The sequence below is a fragment of the Plantactinospora sp. B5E13 genome, from assembly GCF_039871775.1.
GTDB lineage: Bacteria > Actinomycetota > Actinomycetes > Mycobacteriales > Micromonosporaceae > Plantactinospora.
The window spans coordinates 83,505-102,468 of record NZ_JBDPLT010000017.1 but is presented as its reverse complement, the minus strand read 5'-3'; the positions used below and the strand labels follow the sequence as shown (position 1 = coordinate 102,468).

General features: G+C 68.9%; 22 protein-coding genes and 1 pseudogene. 5 read left to right on the top strand and 18 right to left on the bottom strand.

Annotated features, from left to right (window positions below):
* Positions 1-60 precede the first annotated feature (60 nt).
* Positions 61-690 carry a hypothetical protein gene (locus ABGB05_RS18000; protein ID WP_347654565.1) on the top strand — a complete coding sequence of 210 codons (630 nt, stop codon included), beginning with the start codon at positions 61-63 and terminating at the stop codon, positions 688-690.
* 83 nt (positions 691-773) lie between these two features.
* Here ABGB05_RS18000 and ABGB05_RS17995 read toward each other — a convergent pair whose 3' ends face one another.
* From ABGB05_RS17995 to ABGB05_RS17930, 14 genes and pseudogenes are all read right to left on the bottom strand, one after another.
* Complete coding sequence (locus ABGB05_RS17995; RefSeq protein ID WP_347654564.1) at positions 774-2,306, bottom strand: non-reducing end alpha-L-arabinofuranosidase family hydrolase; 1,533 nt, start codon at positions 2,304-2,306, stop codon at positions 774-776.
* A 503-nt stretch (positions 2,307-2,809) separates the two neighbouring features.
* Entirely contained in the window at positions 2,810-4,627 is a 1,818-nt protein-coding gene (locus ABGB05_RS17990; RefSeq protein ID WP_347654563.1) for a carbohydrate-binding domain-containing protein, read from the bottom strand.
* Positions 4,628-4,730: 103 nt separating this feature from the next.
* Complete coding sequence (locus ABGB05_RS17985; RefSeq protein WP_347654562.1) at positions 4,731-5,006, bottom strand: hypothetical protein; 276 nt, start codon at positions 5,004-5,006, stop codon at positions 4,731-4,733.
* A 382-nt stretch (positions 5,007-5,388) separates the two neighbouring features.
* Positions 5,389-5,751 (bottom strand): metalloregulator ArsR/SmtB family transcription factor, encoded by a 363-nt coding sequence (locus tag ABGB05_RS17980; RefSeq protein WP_347654561.1) that lies wholly within the window; start codon positions 5,749-5,751, stop codon positions 5,389-5,391.
* A gap of 66 nt (positions 5,752-5,817) precedes the next feature.
* A complete protein-coding gene (locus tag ABGB05_RS17975; protein WP_347654560.1) occupies positions 5,818-6,597 on the bottom strand; it encodes a response regulator transcription factor in 780 nt (259 codons plus the stop codon).
* Positions 6,597-7,463, bottom strand: coding sequence for a phosphate ABC transporter ATP-binding protein PstB (pstB, locus tag ABGB05_RS17970; protein WP_347654559.1), 867 nt, complete (start codon positions 7,461-7,463; stop codon positions 6,597-6,599). Before pstB ends, ABGB05_RS17975 begins: the two co-directional genes overlap by 1 nt.
* Positions 7,464-7,498: 35 nt before the next feature.
* Positions 7,499-8,428, bottom strand: coding sequence for a phosphate ABC transporter permease PstA (gene pstA, locus ABGB05_RS17965; protein ID WP_347654558.1), 930 nt, complete (start codon positions 8,426-8,428; stop codon positions 7,499-7,501).
* Positions 8,425-9,366: a phosphate ABC transporter permease subunit PstC gene (pstC, locus tag ABGB05_RS17960; protein ID WP_347654557.1), complete on the bottom strand. Its 942-nt coding sequence runs from the start codon at positions 9,364-9,366 to the stop codon at positions 8,425-8,427. The genes pstA and pstC overlap by 4 nt, the downstream gene beginning before the upstream one ends.
* 5 nt (positions 9,367-9,371) lie before the next feature.
* Positions 9,372-10,295 (bottom strand): PstS family phosphate ABC transporter substrate-binding protein, encoded by a 924-nt coding sequence (locus ABGB05_RS17955; protein WP_347654599.1) that lies wholly within the window; start codon positions 10,293-10,295, stop codon positions 9,372-9,374.
* A 422-nt stretch (positions 10,296-10,717) separates the two neighbouring features.
* A complete protein-coding gene (locus ABGB05_RS17950) occupies positions 10,718-11,380 on the bottom strand; it encodes an arsenate reductase ArsC (RefSeq protein ID WP_347654556.1) in 663 nt (220 codons plus the stop codon).
* Positions 11,373-12,035, bottom strand: coding sequence for a MarR family transcriptional regulator (locus ABGB05_RS17945; RefSeq protein WP_347654555.1), 663 nt, complete (start codon positions 12,033-12,035; stop codon positions 11,373-11,375). Before ABGB05_RS17945 ends, ABGB05_RS17950 begins: the two co-directional genes overlap by 8 nt.
* Before the next feature lie 59 nt (positions 12,036-12,094).
* Positions 12,095-12,397 carry a sulfite exporter TauE/SafE family protein gene (locus tag ABGB05_RS17940; protein WP_347654554.1) on the bottom strand — a complete coding sequence of 101 codons (303 nt, stop codon included), beginning with the start codon at positions 12,395-12,397 and terminating at the stop codon, positions 12,095-12,097.
* Positions 12,367-12,816, bottom strand: a pseudogene (locus tag ABGB05_RS17935) (sulfite exporter TauE/SafE family protein); the annotation flags it as partial. The gene ABGB05_RS17940 and the pseudogene ABGB05_RS17935, both read right to left, overlap by 31 nt.
* A 264-nt stretch (positions 12,817-13,080) precedes the next feature.
* Positions 13,081-14,169: an NAD(P)/FAD-dependent oxidoreductase gene (locus ABGB05_RS17930; protein ID WP_347654553.1), complete on the bottom strand. Its 1,089-nt coding sequence runs from the start codon at positions 14,167-14,169 to the stop codon at positions 13,081-13,083.
* A gap of 62 nt (positions 14,170-14,231) precedes the next feature.
* Between ABGB05_RS17930 and ABGB05_RS17925 the strand changes: the two genes are divergently transcribed.
* Positions 14,232-14,588: a metalloregulator ArsR/SmtB family transcription factor gene (locus ABGB05_RS17925; RefSeq protein WP_347654552.1), complete on the top strand. Its 357-nt coding sequence runs from the start codon at positions 14,232-14,234 to the stop codon at positions 14,586-14,588.
* Positions 14,589-14,604: 16 nt separating this feature from the next.
* On the opposite strand, the gene ABGB05_RS17920 is transcribed toward ABGB05_RS17925, so the two are convergent.
* The 4 genes from ABGB05_RS17920 to ABGB05_RS17905 all read right to left on the bottom strand — a co-directional run bounded on the left by ABGB05_RS17920 (position 14,605) and on the right by ABGB05_RS17905 (position 17,203).
* Positions 14,605-15,021, bottom strand: a complete 417-nt coding sequence (locus tag ABGB05_RS17920) for an arsenate reductase ArsC (protein WP_347654598.1) — start codon at positions 15,019-15,021, stop codon at positions 14,605-14,607.
* 281 nt (positions 15,022-15,302) lie between these two features.
* The gene (gene arsB, locus ABGB05_RS17915; protein ID WP_347654551.1) at positions 15,303-16,403 is read right to left on the bottom strand and encodes an ACR3 family arsenite efflux transporter; all 1,101 of its coding nucleotides are present in this window, start codon (positions 16,401-16,403) and stop codon (positions 15,303-15,305) included.
* Positions 16,403-16,708: a metalloregulator ArsR/SmtB family transcription factor gene (locus ABGB05_RS17910; RefSeq protein WP_347654550.1), complete on the bottom strand. Its 306-nt coding sequence runs from the start codon at positions 16,706-16,708 to the stop codon at positions 16,403-16,405. The genes arsB and ABGB05_RS17910 overlap by 1 nt, the downstream gene beginning before the upstream one ends.
* 117 nt (positions 16,709-16,825) lie before the next feature.
* The gene (locus ABGB05_RS17905) at positions 16,826-17,203 is read right to left on the bottom strand and encodes a metalloregulator ArsR/SmtB family transcription factor (RefSeq protein WP_347654549.1); all 378 of its coding nucleotides are present in this window, start codon (positions 17,201-17,203) and stop codon (positions 16,826-16,828) included.
* Between the two features lie 84 nt (positions 17,204-17,287).
* Between ABGB05_RS17905 and ABGB05_RS17900 the strand changes: the two genes are divergently transcribed.
* From ABGB05_RS17900 to ABGB05_RS17890, 3 genes are read left to right on the top strand one after another with little or no spacing between them, the layout of a single operon-like run.
* Entirely contained in the window at positions 17,288-17,434 is a 147-nt protein-coding gene (locus tag ABGB05_RS17900; protein WP_347654548.1) for a hypothetical protein, read from the top strand.
* 18 nt (positions 17,435-17,452) lie between these two features.
* Positions 17,453-17,692 carry a hypothetical protein gene (locus tag ABGB05_RS17895; RefSeq protein ID WP_347654547.1) on the top strand — a complete coding sequence of 80 codons (240 nt, stop codon included), beginning with the start codon at positions 17,453-17,455 and terminating at the stop codon, positions 17,690-17,692.
* A complete protein-coding gene (locus ABGB05_RS17890; protein WP_347654546.1) occupies positions 17,689-18,963 on the top strand; it encodes a M28 family peptidase in 1,275 nt (424 codons plus the stop codon). Before ABGB05_RS17895 ends, ABGB05_RS17890 begins: the two co-directional genes overlap by 4 nt.
* The last annotated feature ends 1 nt before the right edge of the window (position 18,964 follow it).

Genomic DNA, 18,964 nt, shown 5'->3' with positions numbered 1-18,964 from the left:
CGAAGTCGGATGATTCGCATTAATCAGCTGATTGGATAATTAGCTCCATAGCATGACCATATGCACAGAGCCGATCCGGAGCCGGAGCGGCCCGACGGCCAGCGGGAGCGTGTGGAGGAGACCGTCCGCCCGCACCGCGAGCCGCCCGCACCGATGCCCCTGCGCCGCGCGATCACCAGTGCCGTCGGCCCGCTGCTCGTCGCGCTGGTCATCGGGACCGGGTTCGTCGCCGCCTATGTCGGCGCCCTGCACCACCCCAGGCCGAAGGACGTGCCGGTCGGCGTGGTGCGCGGCGAGCAGGTCGCAGCGGGCCTGTTGGCCGCCGTACGGACCCAGGGCCGGGAGCTCAAGGCAGTCGAGTACCACAGCCACGCCGACGCCGACCGGGCCCTGGACCGACGTGACGTCTACGCGGTGCTGGCCGGCCAGACGAGAACGCCCGGCCTGACCCTGACCACCGCCAGCGCCGCCGCACCGCTGGCCGGTGAGTTGATCACGCGCACCCTGACGATCGCGGCTGAACGCACCCAGGTGCCGCTCACCGTGACCGACGCCGTACCCGTCGACCCTGACGACCCCCGGGGCGTGGTGCCGTTCTACCTGGCAGTCGGCCTGCTCATCGGCGGTTATTTCGGTGGCATCGCCCTCAGCGGTCAGGCCCTCGGCCCGCCCCGGACCGCCCCGGACTGAGCCGGGCCGAGCCCGGGCTGGCGGGCTCGGCCTGCGCCGAGCCCGCCGCTCCGGTTGCCCCCGTGCCGGACTCCGTCACACCATCAGCGCTGCAGCGTCAACAGCCCTGGCCGGTACGGCAGCAGCCCGTAGTCACCGCCGGAGTTGGGGGACCGTCCCTGGTAGAGCAGCTGCAGGTTGCAGGGGTCGACGGTCATGGTCTGGTCGGCGTTGCTGCGGATCAGTTCGCCGTGGCTGATGTCGTTGGTCCAGGTCGCGCCGCTGTTGGCCTTGCCGGCGAAGGGGTTGCTCTCGGACGCGGCCTGCGGCGTCCACGAACCGCCCAGGCTGGTGGCCGTGAACGAACGGAAGTAGCGCCCGTTCGCGCCGATCGCCTCGACCAGCATGAGGTACCGGTTCTGGCCCTGGAGCTTGTAGACCTGAACACCCTCGAACAGGTTGTTTGTCGAGTCGGTCATGATCGTCGTGTAGTTGGAGCCGAAACTGCCCGGGAAGTTCCCGATGGGCATGCTGGCCCGGTAGATCCGACCGTTGTCCCCGGCGAAGAACAGGTACATGTTCTGGTCGTCACCGATCAACGCCTGGTCGATCGGCCCGGTACCCGAGTTGGAGATACTGCCGGTGAAGAGCGTCTGGTGCGCCGACCAACTGTTCACGTTGGTCGGGTTGGTCGAGGTCCGGTACGAGAAGGCCGGCCCACCCCACTGGTACGCGAGCACCCAGACGTTGCGCGGGGCGAAGTAGAACAGCGACGGCGCGACAGCGGCGAACGGCATCTGGTTCTGGCTGGCCGAACCCATCTGGTTCCAGTTCGAGAACAGGCCGAAGTTCATCGACCCCCACGTCGTACCCGTGTCGTGCGTCGTCGCGTAGACCAACTGCTGACCGTTGTACGGGGCGTGGGTGAAGTCCTTCAACGACACCCACCCCGACCTCGGCTGCGCCAACGCACCCGTCGACGACCAACGGTAGGTCGACGGCAGGTCACACGTGCCGGTCGGCGGTGGCGTCGTCGGTGGCGTGGTCGGGTTGCCCCCGCCGTCGACACGGACGAGTTGCCACTGCTGGTTACTGCCGTTCCAGTCGTCGTACTGCACGATGTTCCCGCCGTCGGCGGTCGAGGCGCCCTGCACCTCCACCACCCGGTTGCTGTTCCGGTTGATCAGCCGGACGTAGCCAACGTCGGAGTCGGCCAGCCGGAACTGCTGGTTCGCCCCGTTGGTGTCGGCCCACTGCACGATGCTGGCGCCGTTGGCGGTCGACCAGTTGTATACGTCCAGCACCTTGCCGGACAGCCGCGACTTCAACCGGTAGTAGCCGCCGCCGGAGTCGACGAACTGCCACTGCTGCTGGTTGCCGTTGTTCCGCGCCCACTGCACGATCCGCGCGCCGTCGTTCGTGGCCAGGTTGTACACGTCCAGCGCCTTGCCACTGTTGCGGTTGACCAGCACGTACCACGCGCTGGTATCGACCGTGGCCGCGGCGGCCGGGGTCGACACCACCGCTGCGGCCGCGCCGGCGACCACCACCGTCATCAGGCCGGCGGCGGCGAACCGCCGCCACCCGCGTCGCCGTGGCGGCGAGGTGATGGACGGAGACCTATCGAGGGCAGACATGATCCTCCTCCAGACCGGGAACCGAACCGCCTGGCCGGAGACGGGCGTACCGGGACGCACGGCCAGGCGCGTGCATCCGAAGTGTTAGCGCTAACAAAGCGTCCGCCACGCCCGGGACGCACGCCTGATCCACGGTCCGGCGATCCGGGCTCGCCCGGTGAGCAACCGGAATCGCCGTCCTTGACCATCGACTGTGAGCGATAACATGTCGTTCGTCAAGTCGTAACTTTCAACGTCGATCCACCGCTGACGCACCACGGCTCGGGACGCGCCCACCCCTCCCGTGGTCATCGAGCGGTCCGCCAGCGATCCGCCGACCCAGATGCGGCGTCGATCGCCGAGCCAGCCGTGTTGTTGGCGCTAACATCGACGTACGCATAATCGGGCCGCCCGCTCGACGGACCGGCGCGGTCGTCGTGGTCGCCGACATCACCGGTGGAGCCCGGTACCAGTTGGTACCGGGCTCCACCGGGGCGCCGCGATCGGGAAACGGGGTTACCCGGTCAGGTCGCGGTGCAGGTCAGCGTCGGGACGGTGTTGCTGCCGTTCCAGGTGCCGAGGAATCCGAACGTGGTGCTGGCCCCGGCGCCGAGTGCGCCGTTGAAGGAGACGTTGGTCGCGGTCACCGCCGAACCACTGGCGCTGATGGTCGCGTTCCAGGACTGGCTGATCGTCTGGCCGTTGGCAAAGCTCCAGGTCACCCGCCAACCGTTGATCGCGGACGAGCCGGCGGTGACCCGTACGTCACCCTGGAAGCCGCCCTGCCACTGGCCGGCGACGGAGTAGGTCGCCGTGCAACCGCCGGCGCCCGGCGGCGGGGTCGTCGGGTTCGGCGGCGGCGCGGTCGGATTCGGGGGTGGGGTGGTGGGTGCTGGCGTGGTCGGTGGCGGCCAGCCGGGTCCGCCGGGCGGCCAGCCGATGAGGCCGCCACGGTACTGCCCGGCGGTGACGGTCATGAGTCGGGTGGCTCCCGCGATGCTGCCCCCGCTGGTGGCCATGCCGCCGATCGTCGAGCCGGAGAGGCTGCCGCCCAGGTAGACCTCGTAGGTCTGCCCGTGCTGGATCCGGTTGGAGGAGAAGACCACCTCCCGGAAGTTCTTCGGGGCGCGGTAGGAGGCGAGCACCTGGCCGCCGGAGACCAGGTGGAGCAGGGCATTGGCCGGCTGGCCGCTGGACAGCTGGGGGGCCACCCAGCCCTGACCCGAGGTCGGCGGCAGGCTCAGCACCGCCATCGAGGTCGATCCCGCCCCGAGCACCGTGCCGCCGGTGAAGTGGACCGGACCGTTCGAGTCGATCGCACCCTCGCCGGGGCTGCCGGTGCTCGGCCCGCTGACCACGACCGTGCCACCGGCGAAGGTCACCGAGCCGTTCGAGTCGATGCCGTCGATGGTGGAGTTGACCACGGTCGTCCCGCCGGTGAAGCGGACGAACGCGTTCGGCGCCACGTCGAAGTCGCCGTACCCGTCCTCGGCGGCGTTGATCGCGTCGTCCCGGGCGGTGACGTTGACGGTGCCTCCGCCGATGGTGACCTGCCGGCTCTCGATCCCCTCCAGGGAGTTGGTGACGGTGACGCTGCCGCCGGAGATGTTGACGGTGTTCTCGCCCTTGACGGCGTCGTCACCCGCGTTCACCCGCACGGTGCCGTTCGTGATGGCTAGCCGGCCCCGGTCGACCTCGGTGTCGTCGGACTTGATGCCGTCGCCGCCGGCGGTCACGTCGACGCTTCCCCCGGCGATGTCGAGGAAGTCCTTGCCCCGGATGCCGTCGTCGGCCGCGTTCACCGTGATCGTCCCCGACTCGATGACCAGCCCGTCCTTGCTGGTGATGCCGTCGTACGCGTTGCCCCGTACGGCCAGCGCCCCGGTTCCCGTGATCCGCAGGTCGGCGGTGCTGAACAGGGCGGCGTTCGGTTCGTCCGTGCTCGGGTCCGGATAGACGTAGCTGGCCGCGTCGGTGAGTCGGCTGGTGGTGCCGGCGGCGAGTGTGATCACGACCTGGTCGGCGTCGGCGACCTGCAGCGGCGCGTTGCTGGAGTTGGTGATGGTGGCGCCGTTGAGGATCAGTTCGACGGTGCCTGAGGCGGAGGTGTCGACGGTCAGGTAGCCGTCGTTGAGGGTGCCGGTGATCTCGTAGGTGCCTGGCGCGGTGATGGTCACGACCCGCCCGGCGATGCTGACGTCGGCGCTGGGGCTGGTGGCAGTGGCGCCGGTCAGCGTGATCGGAACGGTCGCCTGCGCGCTGGCCGACGCCTCCAGCGGACCGGCGATCAAAACGGTCGCGAGCCCGACGGGGAGGATGGCTCTCAGTGGGATGTGTTTCATGGGCCTGTCCTGACTCGGATGGATGGGACGGAACACACGCGCGAACACATTGACAATCATAGATGTATTTTCGCTGCGGGATCCCACGAACAGCAAAGTCGTGTCAGGGGTACGGGCCGAGGTACGCGCCAATGACCTTGCCGATCTTGAGTACCGGACTCGTGAAAGGGATCCATGCCTTTGCGGCACTCGCGCGGGTCGCGGCGAGTTCGGGAAAGGCTTCCTTCCACCGCTCACGTAGCCGGGGTGGCAGCCACAGGTCGGGCCAGAACCACAGCAGCAGGTCCGCGTTGAGCCAGGTGTTCAGGTCGCCAACCGTGACGGCTTCGGTGAGTACGACCTTGTACATGCCTGGCCAGCCATCCGGAGCCTCGGCCACGACGCAGGGCCTCCGGTCACCGCAGGAACGGTAGATCGGATGATCCGCGCCCGCCTATCGGCTCATTGAGGCCCCGACATCGCAGCTTCGCGGGGCAGCCTGTCACCACTCACCGAAGGGATCCGAAGATTCGGAGGGCTCGCTGGCACGCAAGTCCGGCCGAGGCCGTTGCGAGTCGATGGGGGCGTTCAGGGCGGTCGGACGTGCCTGGCAACCGCCTGACGTGCTGCCGTCGGTGCGTCGCTCCCACCGGGGAAGGGGCGCAGACCCTCGGCCGCTTCGCGATGGGTGGCTGGCGGAACTGCTGGACGGGTGGAGGCTTTGACCAGTGGTTCTAGGCGGACACCGATGCCATCCACGGTCGGCGGGTGTCGCCTGCTGGTTAGACGGCGGCTGGTTGCAGGAACTGGGGACCCGGCAGCAGGTGCCGGACCGGTTCGAGCTGGCTGGGGTTGAGTGAGTACCAGGCCCAGCTGCCGCGCTTGTCCCGTTGCAGGACTCCGGCGTCGACGAGGATCTTGAGGTGGTGGCTGATCGCGGGTTGGGTCATGTCGAATGGTGCGGTGAGGTCGCAGACGCAGGCCTCGCCGGTTGCCTCGATGATCGACAGGATTTGCAGTCGGGTGGGGTCGGAGAGGGCTTTGAGGAGTCGGGCGATCTGTTCGGCGTCCGCGCGGGCCAGGGGTGGGCGGATGGGGTCGGGTAGGCAGGTGTGCGGTGGTGTGGCCTGGTCAGCGGCGGGCATGGGGCGAGTGTAGGAACCGTCCAACGCCGGTGGAGTGACCGCCGAGTGAACAGAGAATGACGCTGATCATGTCTTGCGGCCGGGGGCGTCGAGGCGGTAGCCGAGGCCCCGGACGGAGACGATGATCTTCGGGTCGCGGAGGTCGTCGCCGAGGCGGGTGCGGAGGCGGCGGATGTGGACGTTGAGGGTGTTGGAGGCCTCGTCGTCGCGGCTCCACACGAGTTGGTTGATCTGGGCGCGGGTGACGACCCGTCCGGCGTGCAGCATGAGCAGGTGCAGGAGTTGGAACTCGCGCATGGGTAGGTCGACGCGCCGGCCGTGGAAACGGACCTCGACGGCGGCGGGGTCGAGACGTAGGGCACCGACCTGCATCGGTGCGTGGAAGTCAGCGGCGGTGTCGGGGGATATCGCACGGAGGATGGGCAGGATGTCGCCGATGCGGTAGGGGCGGGGGACGCAGGCGGTGGCGCCGTTGGCGAGGGCGAGGCTGGCTTCGGGGCCGTCGTGTTCGCCGACGCCGACGAGGGTGGGGATGCAGCTGCGGCTGTGTAGGGCGCGGGCGATGGCGGAGCCTCGCATGGGTGGGACGTCGGCGGCGGTGAGGACGGCGTCGGGCAGCAGAGCACCGGCTTGCAATAGGGCGTCGGCCGGGTCGTCGGTGCAGACGACGTCGATCTGCCGGTCCTGCAGGGCGGCGGCAACCGTTTTGGCCGCGGTGACGTCGGGGTCGACGATGAGAAGCAGGAATCGGGCCCGGACGGTGCGGGGAGCCAGCGGCCGACAGGCGGGTGGGTTCTCGGTCTGGGACTGCACGGGGGTGCCGTGGCTGTCGTGGGTCACGGGCATCAGCCGAACCGTCCGGTGATGTAGTCCTCGGTACGCTTCTCCGCCGGATTGGTGAAGATCTTGTTGGTGTCGTCGTACTCGACGAGGCGGCCGTGCCGGACGCCGGCGGGGTCGACCTCGGCGGTGAAGAACGCGGTGCGGTGGGAGACCCGGGCGGCCTGCTGCATGTTGTGGGTGACGATGACGATGGTGTAGCTGCGGGACAGTTCGTGCATCAGGTCTTCGATCTTGCCGGTGGCGATCGGGTCGAGCGCGGAGCAGGGTTCGTCCATAAGGATGACCTCGGGGCGTACGGCGATGGTGCGGGCGATGCACAGGCGTTGCTGCTGTCCGCCGGACAGGGCGAGGGCGGAGGTCTTCAGCTTGTCTTTGACCTCGTCCCACAGGGCGGCGCTGGTCAGGGCCTGCTGGACCAGGGCGTCCATGTCGGGGACTCGCCAGCCGAGGATCCGGGGACCGTAGGCGATGTTGTCGTAGATCGACTTGGGGAATGGGTTCGGCTTCTGGAATACCATGCCGATGAGCCGGCGTACGTCGATCGGGTTGACGTCGCGGGCGTAGAGGTCCTGGCCGTGGTAGGCGATGCGGCCGGCGACGCGGGCGCCGGGGATGAGGTCGTTCATCCGGTTCAGGGAGCGGAGCACGGTTGACTTGCCGCAGCCTGACGGGCCGATCAGGGCGGTGATCTCGTTGCGGCCGATGGTCATGTCGACGCCGCGGACGGCCTGGTAGTCGCCGTAGGAGACGGAGACGCCCTGCAGTTGCAGTACGGGTTCGCTGTTGGCGCGTTCGCGCTGGCTCGGGTTGGGGATGGTCAGGGTGACGGGCCCTGCCGCCGGCCGGGTGTTCACCGTGGTGTCGTTCATGTCGGGGTCCTTCGGGTCGTGGCTGCTCATCGCGGCTACCAGCGCTTCTGGAACCGGTTGCGGATTCCGATCGCGGCGGAGTTCATCAGCAGGAGGATGACCAGCAGCAGCACGATGGCGGCGGCGGCGAGTTCCTGGAACTCGGCCTGCGGTTCCTTGATCAGGTTGTAGATCTGGATCGGCAGGGTGGTGTAGCTGGACAGCAGGCTGTCGGGGTTGAAGCGGATGAAGGTGACGGCGCCGAGCAGGATCAGCGGGGCGGCCTCCCCGAGGGCGCGAGACAGGGCGAGGATCGCTCCGGTCGCCATGCCCGGCACGCCGGCGGGCAGGACCTGGCGCCAGATGGTCTGCCATCGGGTGGCGCCGAGGGCGTAGGAGGCGTGCCGGATCGATTGTGGTACCGCCCGCAGCGCCTCCCGCGAGGCGATGATCACGGTCGGGAGCACGAGCAGCGACAGGACGATCGCGGCGGTGATGACGGTGAAGCCGAGGCCGATGACGCGGGCGATGAGGCCGAGGCCGAGGATGCCGAACACGATCGACGGCACGCCGGCGAGGTTCTGGATGTTGAGCTCCAGCAGCCGGTTGTACCAGCGGGTGTTGTCGGCGTACTCCTCCAGGTAGATCGCGGAGGCGATCCCGACCGGCAGGCAGATCAGCGCGGTCAGGCCGATCACCCACAGGGTGCCGGTGATCGCGGACTGCACGCCGGCCTGCGCGGCGCGGGAGGCCCGGCCGGTGGGCATGTTCTCCCAGAGCCGTGCGTCGAGCCGGTGCCAGCCCTTGTAGAGGGCGAAGGTGATCAGTGCGATCAGGAACGCGAACGCGACCAGCAGGCAGAACTGCAGGGCGAGTTTGAACAGGACTTCGGCGGGACGGTTCTGGCGGCTGGTCAGGGCGGCGTGGACCCGGGCGACGTCGTCGCCGACGGCAGCGGGCGTGCCGGTGGTGGTTGTGGTGCTCACTCGTACACCTCCCGGAAGCGGCGAACCAGCCGGATGGAGATCGCGTTGAGCACGAACGTGAACGCGAACAGGGTGGCGCCGACGGCGAAGATGGTCAGGTAGTCCAGCGAGTCGACCGGCAGGTCGCCCTGACCGGCGCCAGCGATGTAGCCGGTCATCGTCGCCGCTCCCTCGGTCGGGGAGGCGGGGATCCCGGCGGTTTTCAGACCGGCGGCGATGGTGACGATCATCGTCTCCCCGAGGGCCCGGGAGACCCCGAGCACGATCGCGGCGACGATCCCGGACAGCGCGGCCGGTACGACCACCCGGGTGGCGACCTGCATCTTCGTCGAGGCGAGGGCGTAGGCGCCCTCCCGCAGCGCGTGCGGCACCGCGCTCATCGCGTCCTCGGAGAGGCTGGCCACGGTGGGCACGATCATGATGCCCATGGCGATTCCGGCGACCAGGAGGTTCTGGAACTCCGGTTTCGTGGCGCCGGGCCACAGCTCCACCAGGCCGGGGTTGAGGAAGGTGAGGGCGAAGAACCCGTACACCACCGTCGGGATGCCGGCGAGAATCTCCAGGATCGGCTTGAGTAGCCTGCGGGTGCCCGGGCGGGCGTACTCGGACAGGTAGATCGCGGCACCGAGCCCGAGTGGTACGGCGATCAGCGTGGCGATCGCGGTCACCCACAGGGTGGCGACCAGCAGCGGGGCCACGCCGTAGTTCTTGTCGGCGAACAGCGCGGTCCACTGCGTGTTGGTGAAGAACTCGACGATGCTGACCTCGCCGAAGAACTCCACCGTCGGCACCGCGAGGGAGATCACGATCCCGATGGTGGTGGCGATCGACACGACCGCCGCGATCACCAGCAGGGCTTCGATGATCCGCTCGCCGACTCGGCGGCGCCCCCGCCGCACGGCGGCGGCGGGGACGTTGGAACCGGACAGGATGGACACTTATCTCAAGCCTTCGGCAGCGAGTCGTACTCGGACTTCAGCGTGGTCTTCTGCGCCTCGGTCAGCGGCACGTACTTGGCTTCCTTGACCACCTCGTCGATGTTCGCGATGTAGAAGTCGACGAAGTTCTTGACCTGCGGCTTGGCCACACCCTTGTCGGAGACGTAGATGAACAGCGGCCGGGACAGCGGCTTGTAGGAGTTGTCCTGGGCGGTGGCGACGCTGGGCTCGACGCACCCCGCGCCACCGTCGACCTTGAGGACCTTAAGCTTGTCGGCGTTCTCCTCGTAGTAGGTGAAGCCGAAGTAGCCGAGGCCACCCTTGGACCCGCTGACACCCTGAACGATGACGTTGTCGTCCTCGGACGGGGTGTAGTCGGTGCGGTGGGCGCCCTCCTCACCGTTGATCGCGTCGGTCCAGTAGTCGAAGGTGCCCGAGTCGGTGCCCGCCCCGAACAGCTTCAGCGGCTCGTTCGGGAACGCCGGGTCCACCTGGTTCCAGTTGTTGACCTTCGAGCCGGGCTCCCAGATCTTCTTGAGCTGGTCCACGGTCAGGCAGTCGGCCCAGGTGTTCTCCTTGGAGACCACCGCTGACAGGGCGTCGTTGGCGACGATCAGCTCGACGTACTTGACGCCGTTGGCCTCACAGGCGGCCTTTTCCTCGTCCTTGATCGGACGAGAGGCGTCGGAGATGTCCGTCTCGCCGTTGCAGAACCGCTTGAACCCGCCACCGGTGCCGGAGATACCCACCGTGACGTTCACCTTCGGCTGTTCATCGGCGTAGATGTCCGCCGCCGCCTTGCTCAACGGGCCGACCGTACTCGAGCCGTCGACCTTCACCTCACCGGACAACTCGGCCCCGGTGTCTCCGCCCGCCGCGTTGTCATCGCCACCGCTACCGCAGGCGGCCAAACCCACCGTCAGGACCAGCGCGGCTGATGCGACGCCCAGTCCACGCACCGTCTTGATCACAATCAGTCCTCTTCAGACGGTCCGGCAGTGTCCCTGCCGGACGCTTCCTCGTGGCCGGCAGTGACCCGCCGACACCGCTCATAAGAAGGTGCTTATGTGATCCGATTCCAGCTGCCAGATGAACGGCACGTGAACATAAAGACCCGTTTATATCACCAGGTCAGAGACGCGCTACTTCACTTGAAGTCATTGTTCGTTCATTTTTGATTCACTCTTCGGGGGTGCTGGCGAGCACACACTCAGACCCGTCTCGTGGAACCCCGATTGGCAAGATGTGGACACCGTCCAATCCGGACCGCAGTCTGGACTGCCCCGGCCTTAGATCCTGGGCGCGAGGTGCCTCATCGGGCGCCCGAGGTCCGTTCGGACTGCGGCAGAGGTCAGTGCTCGGTGGGTACGGCAAGCTGGTCGAGCAGACGGCGGACCCGGCGCTCGATCTCGTCACGGATCGGGCGGATCTGTTCCGCGGTCCTGCCGGCGGGGTCGTCGAGGTCCCAGTTCTCGTAGCGGGCGCCGGGAAAGATCGGGCAGGCGTCCCCGCAGCCCATGGTGACCACGACGTCGGCGGCCCGGACAACCTCGTCGGTCCACGGTTTCGGGTACTCGGTGGCGATGTCGATGCCGCGTTCGGCCATCGCGGCGACCGCGGCGGGGTTGACCTCGATGCCCGGCTCGGAGCCGCCGGACCAGGCGACCGCGCCGTCGCCGGCCAGGTGTTGGAAGAACCCCAGGGCCATCTGGCTGCGCCCGGCGTTGTGGACGCACAGGAACAGCACAACGGGCCGACCGTCCTGATGCAGGCCCTCCATCCGGGCCAGGGCGTACAGCCGCTGCCGGGCGAACCGTTCGGCGAGCAGCGGCAGAAAGTGCGGGACGGTGCTGGCCAGCGCGAACTGGTCGTAGCTGGTGTACAGGAACCGTTCGATCGTCTCGACGCCGTAGACGCCGGTGAACTCGTCGCCGAGCCGTACGGCCGCGGTGTGCAGGGCGAGCTGCTGGTCGATCGAGACGCCGGGGCGGCGGTTAGCGGTGAGGTCAGTCATGGTCGCCTCCACTGGGCAGGATGGGCGCCAGCCGCTCGACGCGGGCGGCGATGTCGGCGAACGCGGCCTCGAACGCGGCGTCGGTGTCGGCGCGCGCGGGATCCGGCACCGACCAGTGCAGCCGCGGTCGGGTAGGGGCGGGCAGATGCTCGTGCGCGTTGTCGCACACCGCGATCACCAGGTCGTCGTCCCGAACCACGTCGCCGACGTGGGCCGTGCGGGCCGGGTCCAGGTGCAGGCCGTGCCGGCGGGCCACCCGCAACGCCCGGGGGTGGACCCGCTCGGCCGGCTCCGTACCCGCAGACTCGGCCGGCACCCGGCTGCGGGTTGCCCACAGGGCGGCGGCCAACTGCGAGCGGGCCGAGTTGTGGGTACAGACGAACACCACCCGTGGGACGGTTGGAACAGTCGACGACGCGATCACCGCCAGGGTTTCCGGGACGAGTCGCAGGTAGGTACGACGGCGGTCGCCCTCCGAGCGGGTACGGACGACCAGCCCGGTGTCCTGGAGGACCTTCAGGTGGTGGGCGACCAGGTTGGTCGGCATGCGCAGTGCCTCGCCGACCTCGCCTGGTGACGCGTCGCCCAAGATCAGAGTGTCGACGATCGCCAACCGGGCCGGGTCCCCCAAGGCGGCATGCACTCGGGCACGCAACTCCAGAGATGATAGCTCAGTATTCATTGAGTCAATGATGCTTGAGGCATCATCAGAAGTCAACGAGGCGATGGAGTAGTCAGGTCCGCCTGTCGCTCGTCGCTGGACTCGATCCGAGTCTGATCCGTCTCAACCGCGAGGCGAGCGCCGAGGCGGGCGTGGCGCCGCAGAACGATGAAGCTTCCATCGCGGCTGTAGCGCGCGAACGCGACGAGCATCGTTGGCAGCGACACGATCAGGCAGAGACTCCCGGCGATCTTGATGTCGGTGCCGAACAGCAGCACGATCGTGGGGATCAGTAGTTCGCCGCCAGCAACGCCCATGATCGCGGCTACCACGCCGATGAAGAAGCCTGCGACCACGCCGGCCGCGATGACCGCAGCTGGGGCCAGAGAGAGCACGAAACGTGCCGGCGTGATTGCCGATCAACACCACAGCGATGAGCACCAGGAGCGCGGCCAGGAGGCGGTAGAGGGTGGACGCGCATCCGGGTGGCCCACGACGCGCCAACCCATGCCCCGGCCACGCTGCCGACCAGCAGATTGACCACCACGGTCCAGTGCGGCGTCAGCGCCGAGACGGGAACTGCGGCGAGGCGGGCCGGCAGGGCGGTGAGGACCACGACCAGGCTGAGCGCCTTATTGAGAATGACGGCCTGCAGGGCGGCGAACCCGAACAGCATGATCAGTAGCGGCAGCCGGAACTCGGCGCCGCCGAGGCCGATCATGCCGCCGAGTACCCCGACCGCGCCGGCCGTGAACGCCAGCGGCAGCGATGAACGAACGGCTCGGCGGCGTCCGGCCCGCGGTGCCTGTGCATCGCCCGGACCCTACGGGTCAGCACCACGGTGGAACAGCGGACAAGACACGGGCGGCATGCGGCAGCGACCGGACCAGAGGACTGACCCACGACGGCCCGAAAAGGTCCCCCCAGCATCGAAGCCTTTCCTGCCGGCACAATGCGGTCCTTGGCCACCGGCTCCGGCCCGGCGGCCAAGGACACATCAAACTCCGGGTGACGATGGCACCGACGAGTGACAGAGCGGTCAGGCGCCAACGAGGGCGGCGGCGCCGCTGGCGTACGCCGCCAGCGGTGCCGTCACGTGTTCGGCGTCGCGGGCCACGCCGCGCAGCGTGTTTGAGGAGAAGGAGCGTTGGAACTCCAGCCCCACGTACACCAGCCCGGGGTGGGTGACCGAGACGCCTCCCGCGTGCAGAGGTGCACCGGAGGCGTCCAGAGCGCCGAGCGGACGCAGGTAGTCCAGGCGGGGCCGGTACCCGGTCGCGAAGATCACCACGTCGACCTTCTCCGACGCCCCGTCCGGCCACAGGACACCCTCGGGCGTGAACGCGGTGAACATCGGCCGCCGCGCGAGCCGGCCGGAGTTCACCGCGTCCTGGTAGGTACCAGTGTCGAGGACCAGCGTCTGGTCGACGAAGTGCGCCAACCACGCCGGTGGCAACGAGTCGAACCCGGTGACCCCCAGCCAGTGGTGCAGGTCATGGCCGCCGTGGACCTGCGGGACGAACCGGACCGGCTGCCGGGTCGCCAGAGCCACGGTCGCGACCTCGGCCAACTCGTAGCCGACCTGGACAGCGGAGTTGCCGCCCCCGACCACCACGACCCGCTTGCCGGCGTACGGTTTCGGATCCCGGTAGGCCGCCACGTGCAGCACCTCACCGGCGAAGTCCTCGTGACCAGACAGGACGGGCAGGTACGGGTTGCCGAAGGAGCCGCTGGCGGCCACCACGCCGGCCGCTTCGATGCTCTCGCCGCCGACGGTCCGCACCACAAACCCCGCGCCGGCACCCTCGCCCCGCTGCACAGTCTCGACCCGGGTGCCGGTGCGGATCTCCGCGTCCAGGCTGGCGGCGTAACGCTCGAGGTAGGCCACCACCTCATCCCGAGTCGGGTAGCGATCCGGGTCGCCGGGGAACGGCATGCCCGGCATGCCGCTGTATCGGGCGGGGGAGAAGAGGGTCAGGCTGTCGTAGTAGCTGGGCCAGGATCCTGCGGCCCGGTCTGCGGCTTCGAGCACCAGGGGACGCAGTCCTGCCTGCTGTATCGCGCGGGCGGCTGCCAGACCCGACTGGCCGCCACCGACAACGACCACGGGTCGTGATTCGATGTTCATGAGGTCGATCATATCGTTATCTCGCGAAATCGCGATATGACTGTCTGTTCTAGGCTGATGGCATGGCAGAACCAGGCAGCCAGGAGGCGTCCAAGGCACAGCCCGGCGCGTGCGGCGCTCAGGATGGCGGCCCGCCGGAGTTGTCGGAGAAGACCCACGAGTTCCTCAAGGCGCTGGCCAGCTCGTCCCGTCAACGCATCATGCTGCTGTTCTCCCAGGGTGCGGAACTGTCGGTCGGTGAGGTCGCCGAGCGGGCCGGCATCGGACAGTCCACAGCTTCGGAGCAGCTGACGCTGCTACGACGCGGCGGCATCCTCACCTCCCGCCGGGAGGGCAAGATCGTCCTCTACCGTGCCGACCGCGATGGCGTCCTCGGGGTCCTGGACGACCTCCGGACGTACCTCCTCACCTGCTGCTGAACAACCAGCAGCAGGCTCAGCCTGCTACCCGCCCCGCTGCCAGTTCGGCCACCAACTTCTCGACCCGGGTACGGATCTCGTCGCGGATCCGGCGGACCGCCTCGACGCCTTGGCCGGCCGGATCGTCCAGCTGCCAGTCCTCGTACCGCTTTCCGGGAAAGACGGGGCAGGCGTCGCCGCAGCCCATGGTGACGATCACGTCGGAGGATTCAGCGGTTTCCCATTCGAGCTTCTTTGGGGTCTGGTCGGTGATGTCAATGCCGACCTCGCGCATCGCCTCGACGGCGGCGGGATTGATCTGGTTCGCGGGTGCGGAGCCGGCGGAGCGGACCTCGACCGTGTCTCCGGCGAGGTGGCGCAGCCAGCCGGCGGCCATCTGGGAACGGCCGGCGTTGTGAACGCAGACGAACAGGACGCTGGGCTTGTCGGACATGATCGGTTCCTTCGAGATCAGGCGGTGAGGACGGCGGGTAGGACCGTCGCCGATGGTTGCGAGGGGCTCGGCCGAGACGGTGTCTCGACACGCGGCACCCCGTTCAGGCAGCGGCGGCAGGTGCTGATCCAGCCGCGCCGTACGGAAGTGCGGGACGTAGGGCTCGTTGATGTGACGGCCGACTGTTTCGGAGCGGAGGTGGACCGTGACGTCGTCCTTCACCCGAACGGACGCCCGGCCGGCCGGTGTGGCCTCGTTGCACATCGGGCCCGGGAGCCTCGTCATGACGGACTTCTCGCTTCGGCGGGCGAGGCCGGAAACAGACGTCGGCGCAGGGCGAGGCTGACGTAGACCAGTGCGACGAGGACGGGTACCTCGATCAGTGGTCCGACGACACCGGCGAGGGCTTGGCCGCTGGTGACGCCGAAGGTGCCGATCGCCACGGCGATGGCCAGTTCGAAGTTGTTCCCGGCGGCGGTGAAGGCGAGGGTGGTCGTCCGTTCGTAGCTCAGCCCGATCGCCCGGCCGAGGCCGTAGGAGCCGGCCCACATGATCGCGAAGTAGGCCAACAGCGGTGCGGCGATCAGCACGACATCCCACGGCTGGCTGGTGATCGCGTCGCCCTGCAGCGCGAAGAGGATGACAATGGTGAACAGCAGCCCGTAGAGGGCGACCGGGCCGATCTTCGGCAGGAACTTGCCCTCGTACCAGGTACGGCCCTTCGTACGTTCGCCGAGGTGGCGGGTGAGGTAGCCGGCGAGCAGCGGGATGCCGAGGAAGATCAGTACGTTGCCGGCGATGTCCCAGCCGGAGACCTGCAGCGCCGCTCCGGACAGGCCGAGCCAGTCCGGCAGGACTGACAGGTAGAACCAGCCGAGTACGCCGAAGGCGAGGACCTGGAAGACGGAGTTGAGGGCGACGAGGACGGCGGCGGCTTCCCGGTCGCCGCAGGCGAGATCGTTCCAGATGATCACCATGGCGATGCAGCGGGCGAGTCCGACGATGATCAGGCCGGTGCGGTACTCGGCGTGGTCGGCCAGGAAGATCCAGGCCAGGGCGAACATGACCGCCGGGCCGATCAGCCAGTTCAGTACGAGGGAGGAGATGAGCAGGCGGCGGTCACCGGTGACGGTGTCGAGTCGGTCATAGCGGACCTTGGCCAGTACCGGGTACATCATGACCAGCAGGCCGACGGCGATGGGCAGGGAGATTCCGCCGACCTTGACCGCTTCCAGGGCGGTGTTCAGGCCGGGGATGACGCGGCCGAGGAGCAGTCCGGCGACCATGGCGAGGCCGATCCAGAGGGGCAGGAACCGGTCGAGGCGGGAGAGCCGGGCGACGACCGCGGGTGCCGCGTCGGCGGTGGGGGCGGTGGTGGTCATCAGCACTCCCGGCGGGATTCGGCGTTGGCGCGGGCCTGGGCGGCGAGGTCGGCCAGTTGGGTGGCGGCGGCTTCCAGGGCGTCGGGCAGTAGCCGGTAGTAGGTGAACCGGCCGTGTGGTTCGGCGACGACGAGGCCGGCGTCGCGCAGTTGCCGCAGGTGTCCGGAGACGTTGGGCTGCTTCGCGCCGGTGTCGGCGACCAGGTGGCAGGTGCAGGCCGGTCCCTGGGCGAGGAGGTCGACGATCTGCGCCCGGAGCGGGTCGGCCAGAAGTTTGATCACATCAGGCGTATCTGATATCAGCACGGCCTGATGCAACCATACGCGGTCGGGAACCGTCCAGTCGCCCGGAGTGAACATCAGGTGTACGGGCCATCGGAACGCAACCCGACGAGCCGCCGACGCGACCAGGGACTCGGCCGGTCACACGCCCGCCGGGGTCCCGACGTGGAGCAGGCTCGCGAGCTGCCGCATGATCCCGGGGCACGCCCGGTAGTAGACCCAGGTCCCTCGGCGCTCGGCGTCGACGAGGCCGGCCTCCCGCAGGGTCTTGAGGTGGTGGGAGATCGTCGGCCCGGACAGGTCGAATGCCGGGGTGAGATCGCAGACACAGATCTCCCCGGCGGGCGCCGAGGCGATCATCGACATCAACCGGAGGCGTACCGGGTCTCCGAGAGCCTTGAAGGCCGGGGCGAGTACGGCGGCGGTCTCCGCCGGGATCCGCTGTTCGCTGATCGGCGCACAGCAGGGCTTCCCGGCGTTGAGGTCCGCCAGGGTGAGCGCCGGCATTTGCTTCGACATGCGTCTAGGTTGACAGATCTCGAATCAGCGTGCAACTCTCTGATTCGAAGAACGTCGAGACAGATTCGACGTGAGGAGGACGCCATGCTCCGCCTGTTCCGCCGACGTTTCCGTGCCGCAGGGGTCCGCTTCTGCGACGGCTGCGCCGAGGTGACCACCGCCGAACAGCGCGCCCGGCGCCGCTACGACCGCGGCCACACCGACATCTACCCGTTGACCCTGCCCCGCTGACAGTTGAGGAGTCCCGCCATGACCGGAAACGAGCGCACCGGCGGTTTCGCCGGAGACCCGGCCGCCGCGCTGAACGTCGCCGGCTCCGCCGGCTGCTGTGGCAACCCCGCCCAGGCGACGATGGCCCTGCCCGACCCCGCCGACCCGGCCAGTGGCACGTGCTGCGGTACCCCGGCCGCTGCCGTCGCCGCGAACTCCTGTTGCGCGCCGGCGGCCAAGGCCGAGGCCGTCGCGTCCGCGACGGGGTGCTGCGGATGACCACCCGCCCCAATCCTGCCGCCCGTCCGGCGCCCACCGCCGACCTGGACGCGACGCTGGGCAGGGTGTCGCGGGACCGGCTGACCGCGACGGTCACCGCGCTGGCCAGCGACGCGTTCACCGGACGCCGGGTCGGCACACCGGGCAACATCGCCGCCCGGGGCTGGCTCGGCACAGAACTGACCGACATCGGCGCGGCCGTGACGGGCGATTCCCTTCCGGTACGGGCGGTGCCCGTCATCTACGCCGCGCCGACCGCGCGGTGGGGCACCGGGACCATGACAGCCGATCTGTCGTTCGGCAGTGACGTCGCACCACACCTCGCCTCCGCCGACCTTCCGTCACCCCGACGCGGCCCCCTCGGTATCGCGGGTACGGATGACCCCGACGGTCGCTGGCTCGTGGTGCCTGCCGGGATGAGCCTGTTCGACGCGTACGCCCAGGCCGAACGGGCGGCCGGGCTCCTGCTTGCGCGCCACGTCGACGGCGACGGGTGGCAGTTCACGATGCTGTCCGGTCCGAACCCCGGCCCCGTGCCGGTCCTGGCCCTGTCCACCGCGATCCACCAGGCGGTACACGAGGCGGCACGCGCCGGGGATGCCTGGTTCGCGGCCGACACCCCGATCCGCCGCGTCGACGTCACCGCGACGAACCTGTACGGCCGGCTCCGGCAGCCGTCACCGGGACACCCGGACCTGTTGCTGACCGCGCACTTCGACGGCGTCGGTGACCACCCGGGCCTGCGGCAGCCGGGCGCGGCCGACAACGGCAGCGGTGTCGCCGTCGTTCTCGAGGCCGCCCGGATTTTGTCCACCGCCCTGCCCGAGGGCGCCGGTCTGTCCGTGGCGCTGCTCGACGGCGAGGAGGTCGGCGCGCTCGGCTCCGCCCACCACGCCGCCCGACTGGCCGAGACCGGCGCGACTCCGCTCGTGGTCAACGTCGACGGAGCCGGGCACCTTCACCAAGCCGCCGCCGTGGAGGCCGGCGGCCCCGCGTACGGCCTGCTTGCCGTCCTCGACCAGGCCGGCCGGCACACCGGCGTACCCCTGGTCGCGGGGCCGGTCGCCTCGGACAACCGCCGCTACGCCGGCGCCGGCCTCGCGGCGCTCGGCATCGGGGCCGGGATGGCCGGCTACCACAGCCCGGCCGACACACCTGAGCGCGTCGAGCCCACCACCCTGGCCGCGATCACCCGGCTCGTCGTCGCGACCGTATGGCTCGCCTCCACCGCACCGACTACACTTCAATCGTCTATCGGCGATGGACGATAGA

What these genes read in the sequence shown, in the direction of transcription:
- ABGB05_RS18000 (WP_347654565.1), top strand. Translation starts at nt 61, where the DNA reads ATGCACAGAGCCGATCCGGAGCCGGAGCGGCCCGACGGCCAGCGGGAG.
- pstB (WP_347654559.1), bottom strand. Translation starts at nt 7,463, where the DNA reads ATGAACGACACCACGGTGAACACCCGGCCGGCGGCAGGGCCCGTCACC.
- ABGB05_RS17905 (WP_347654549.1), bottom strand. Translation starts at nt 17,203, where the DNA reads ATGTCGAAGCAAATGCCGGCGCTCACCCTGGCGGACCTCAACGCCGGG.
- ABGB05_RS17980 (WP_347654561.1), bottom strand. Translation starts at nt 5,751, where the DNA reads ATGCCCGCCGCTGACCAGGCCACACCACCGCACACCTGCCTACCCGAC.
- ABGB05_RS17890 (WP_347654546.1), top strand. Translation starts at nt 17,689, where the DNA reads ATGACCACCCGCCCCAATCCTGCCGCCCGTCCGGCGCCCACCGCCGAC.
- ABGB05_RS17895 (WP_347654547.1), top strand. Translation starts at nt 17,453, where the DNA reads ATGACCGGAAACGAGCGCACCGGCGGTTTCGCCGGAGACCCGGCCGCC.
- ABGB05_RS17975 (WP_347654560.1), bottom strand. Translation starts at nt 6,597, where the DNA reads ATGCCCGTGACCCACGACAGCCACGGCACCCCCGTGCAGTCCCAGACC.
- ABGB05_RS17920 (WP_347654598.1), bottom strand. Translation starts at nt 15,021, where the DNA reads ATGTCCGACAAGCCCAGCGTCCTGTTCGTCTGCGTTCACAACGCCGGC.
- ABGB05_RS17950 (WP_347654556.1), bottom strand. Translation starts at nt 11,380, where the DNA reads ATGACTGACCTCACCGCTAACCGCCGCCCCGGCGTCTCGATCGACCAG.
- ABGB05_RS17925 (WP_347654552.1), top strand. Translation starts at nt 14,232, where the DNA reads ATGGCAGAACCAGGCAGCCAGGAGGCGTCCAAGGCACAGCCCGGCGCG.
- ABGB05_RS17990 (WP_347654563.1), bottom strand. Translation starts at nt 4,627, where the DNA reads ATGAAACACATCCCACTGAGAGCCATCCTCCCCGTCGGGCTCGCGACC.
- ABGB05_RS17930 (WP_347654553.1), bottom strand. Translation starts at nt 14,169, where the DNA reads ATGAACATCGAATCACGACCCGTGGTCGTTGTCGGTGGCGGCCAGTCG.
- ABGB05_RS17995 (WP_347654564.1), bottom strand. Translation starts at nt 2,306, where the DNA reads ATGTCTGCCCTCGATAGGTCTCCGTCCATCACCTCGCCGCCACGGCGA.
- ABGB05_RS17900 (WP_347654548.1), top strand. Translation starts at nt 17,288, where the DNA reads ATGCTCCGCCTGTTCCGCCGACGTTTCCGTGCCGCAGGGGTCCGCTTC.
- arsB (WP_347654551.1), bottom strand. Translation starts at nt 16,403, where the DNA reads ATGACCACCACCGCCCCCACCGCCGACGCGGCACCCGCGGTCGTCGCC.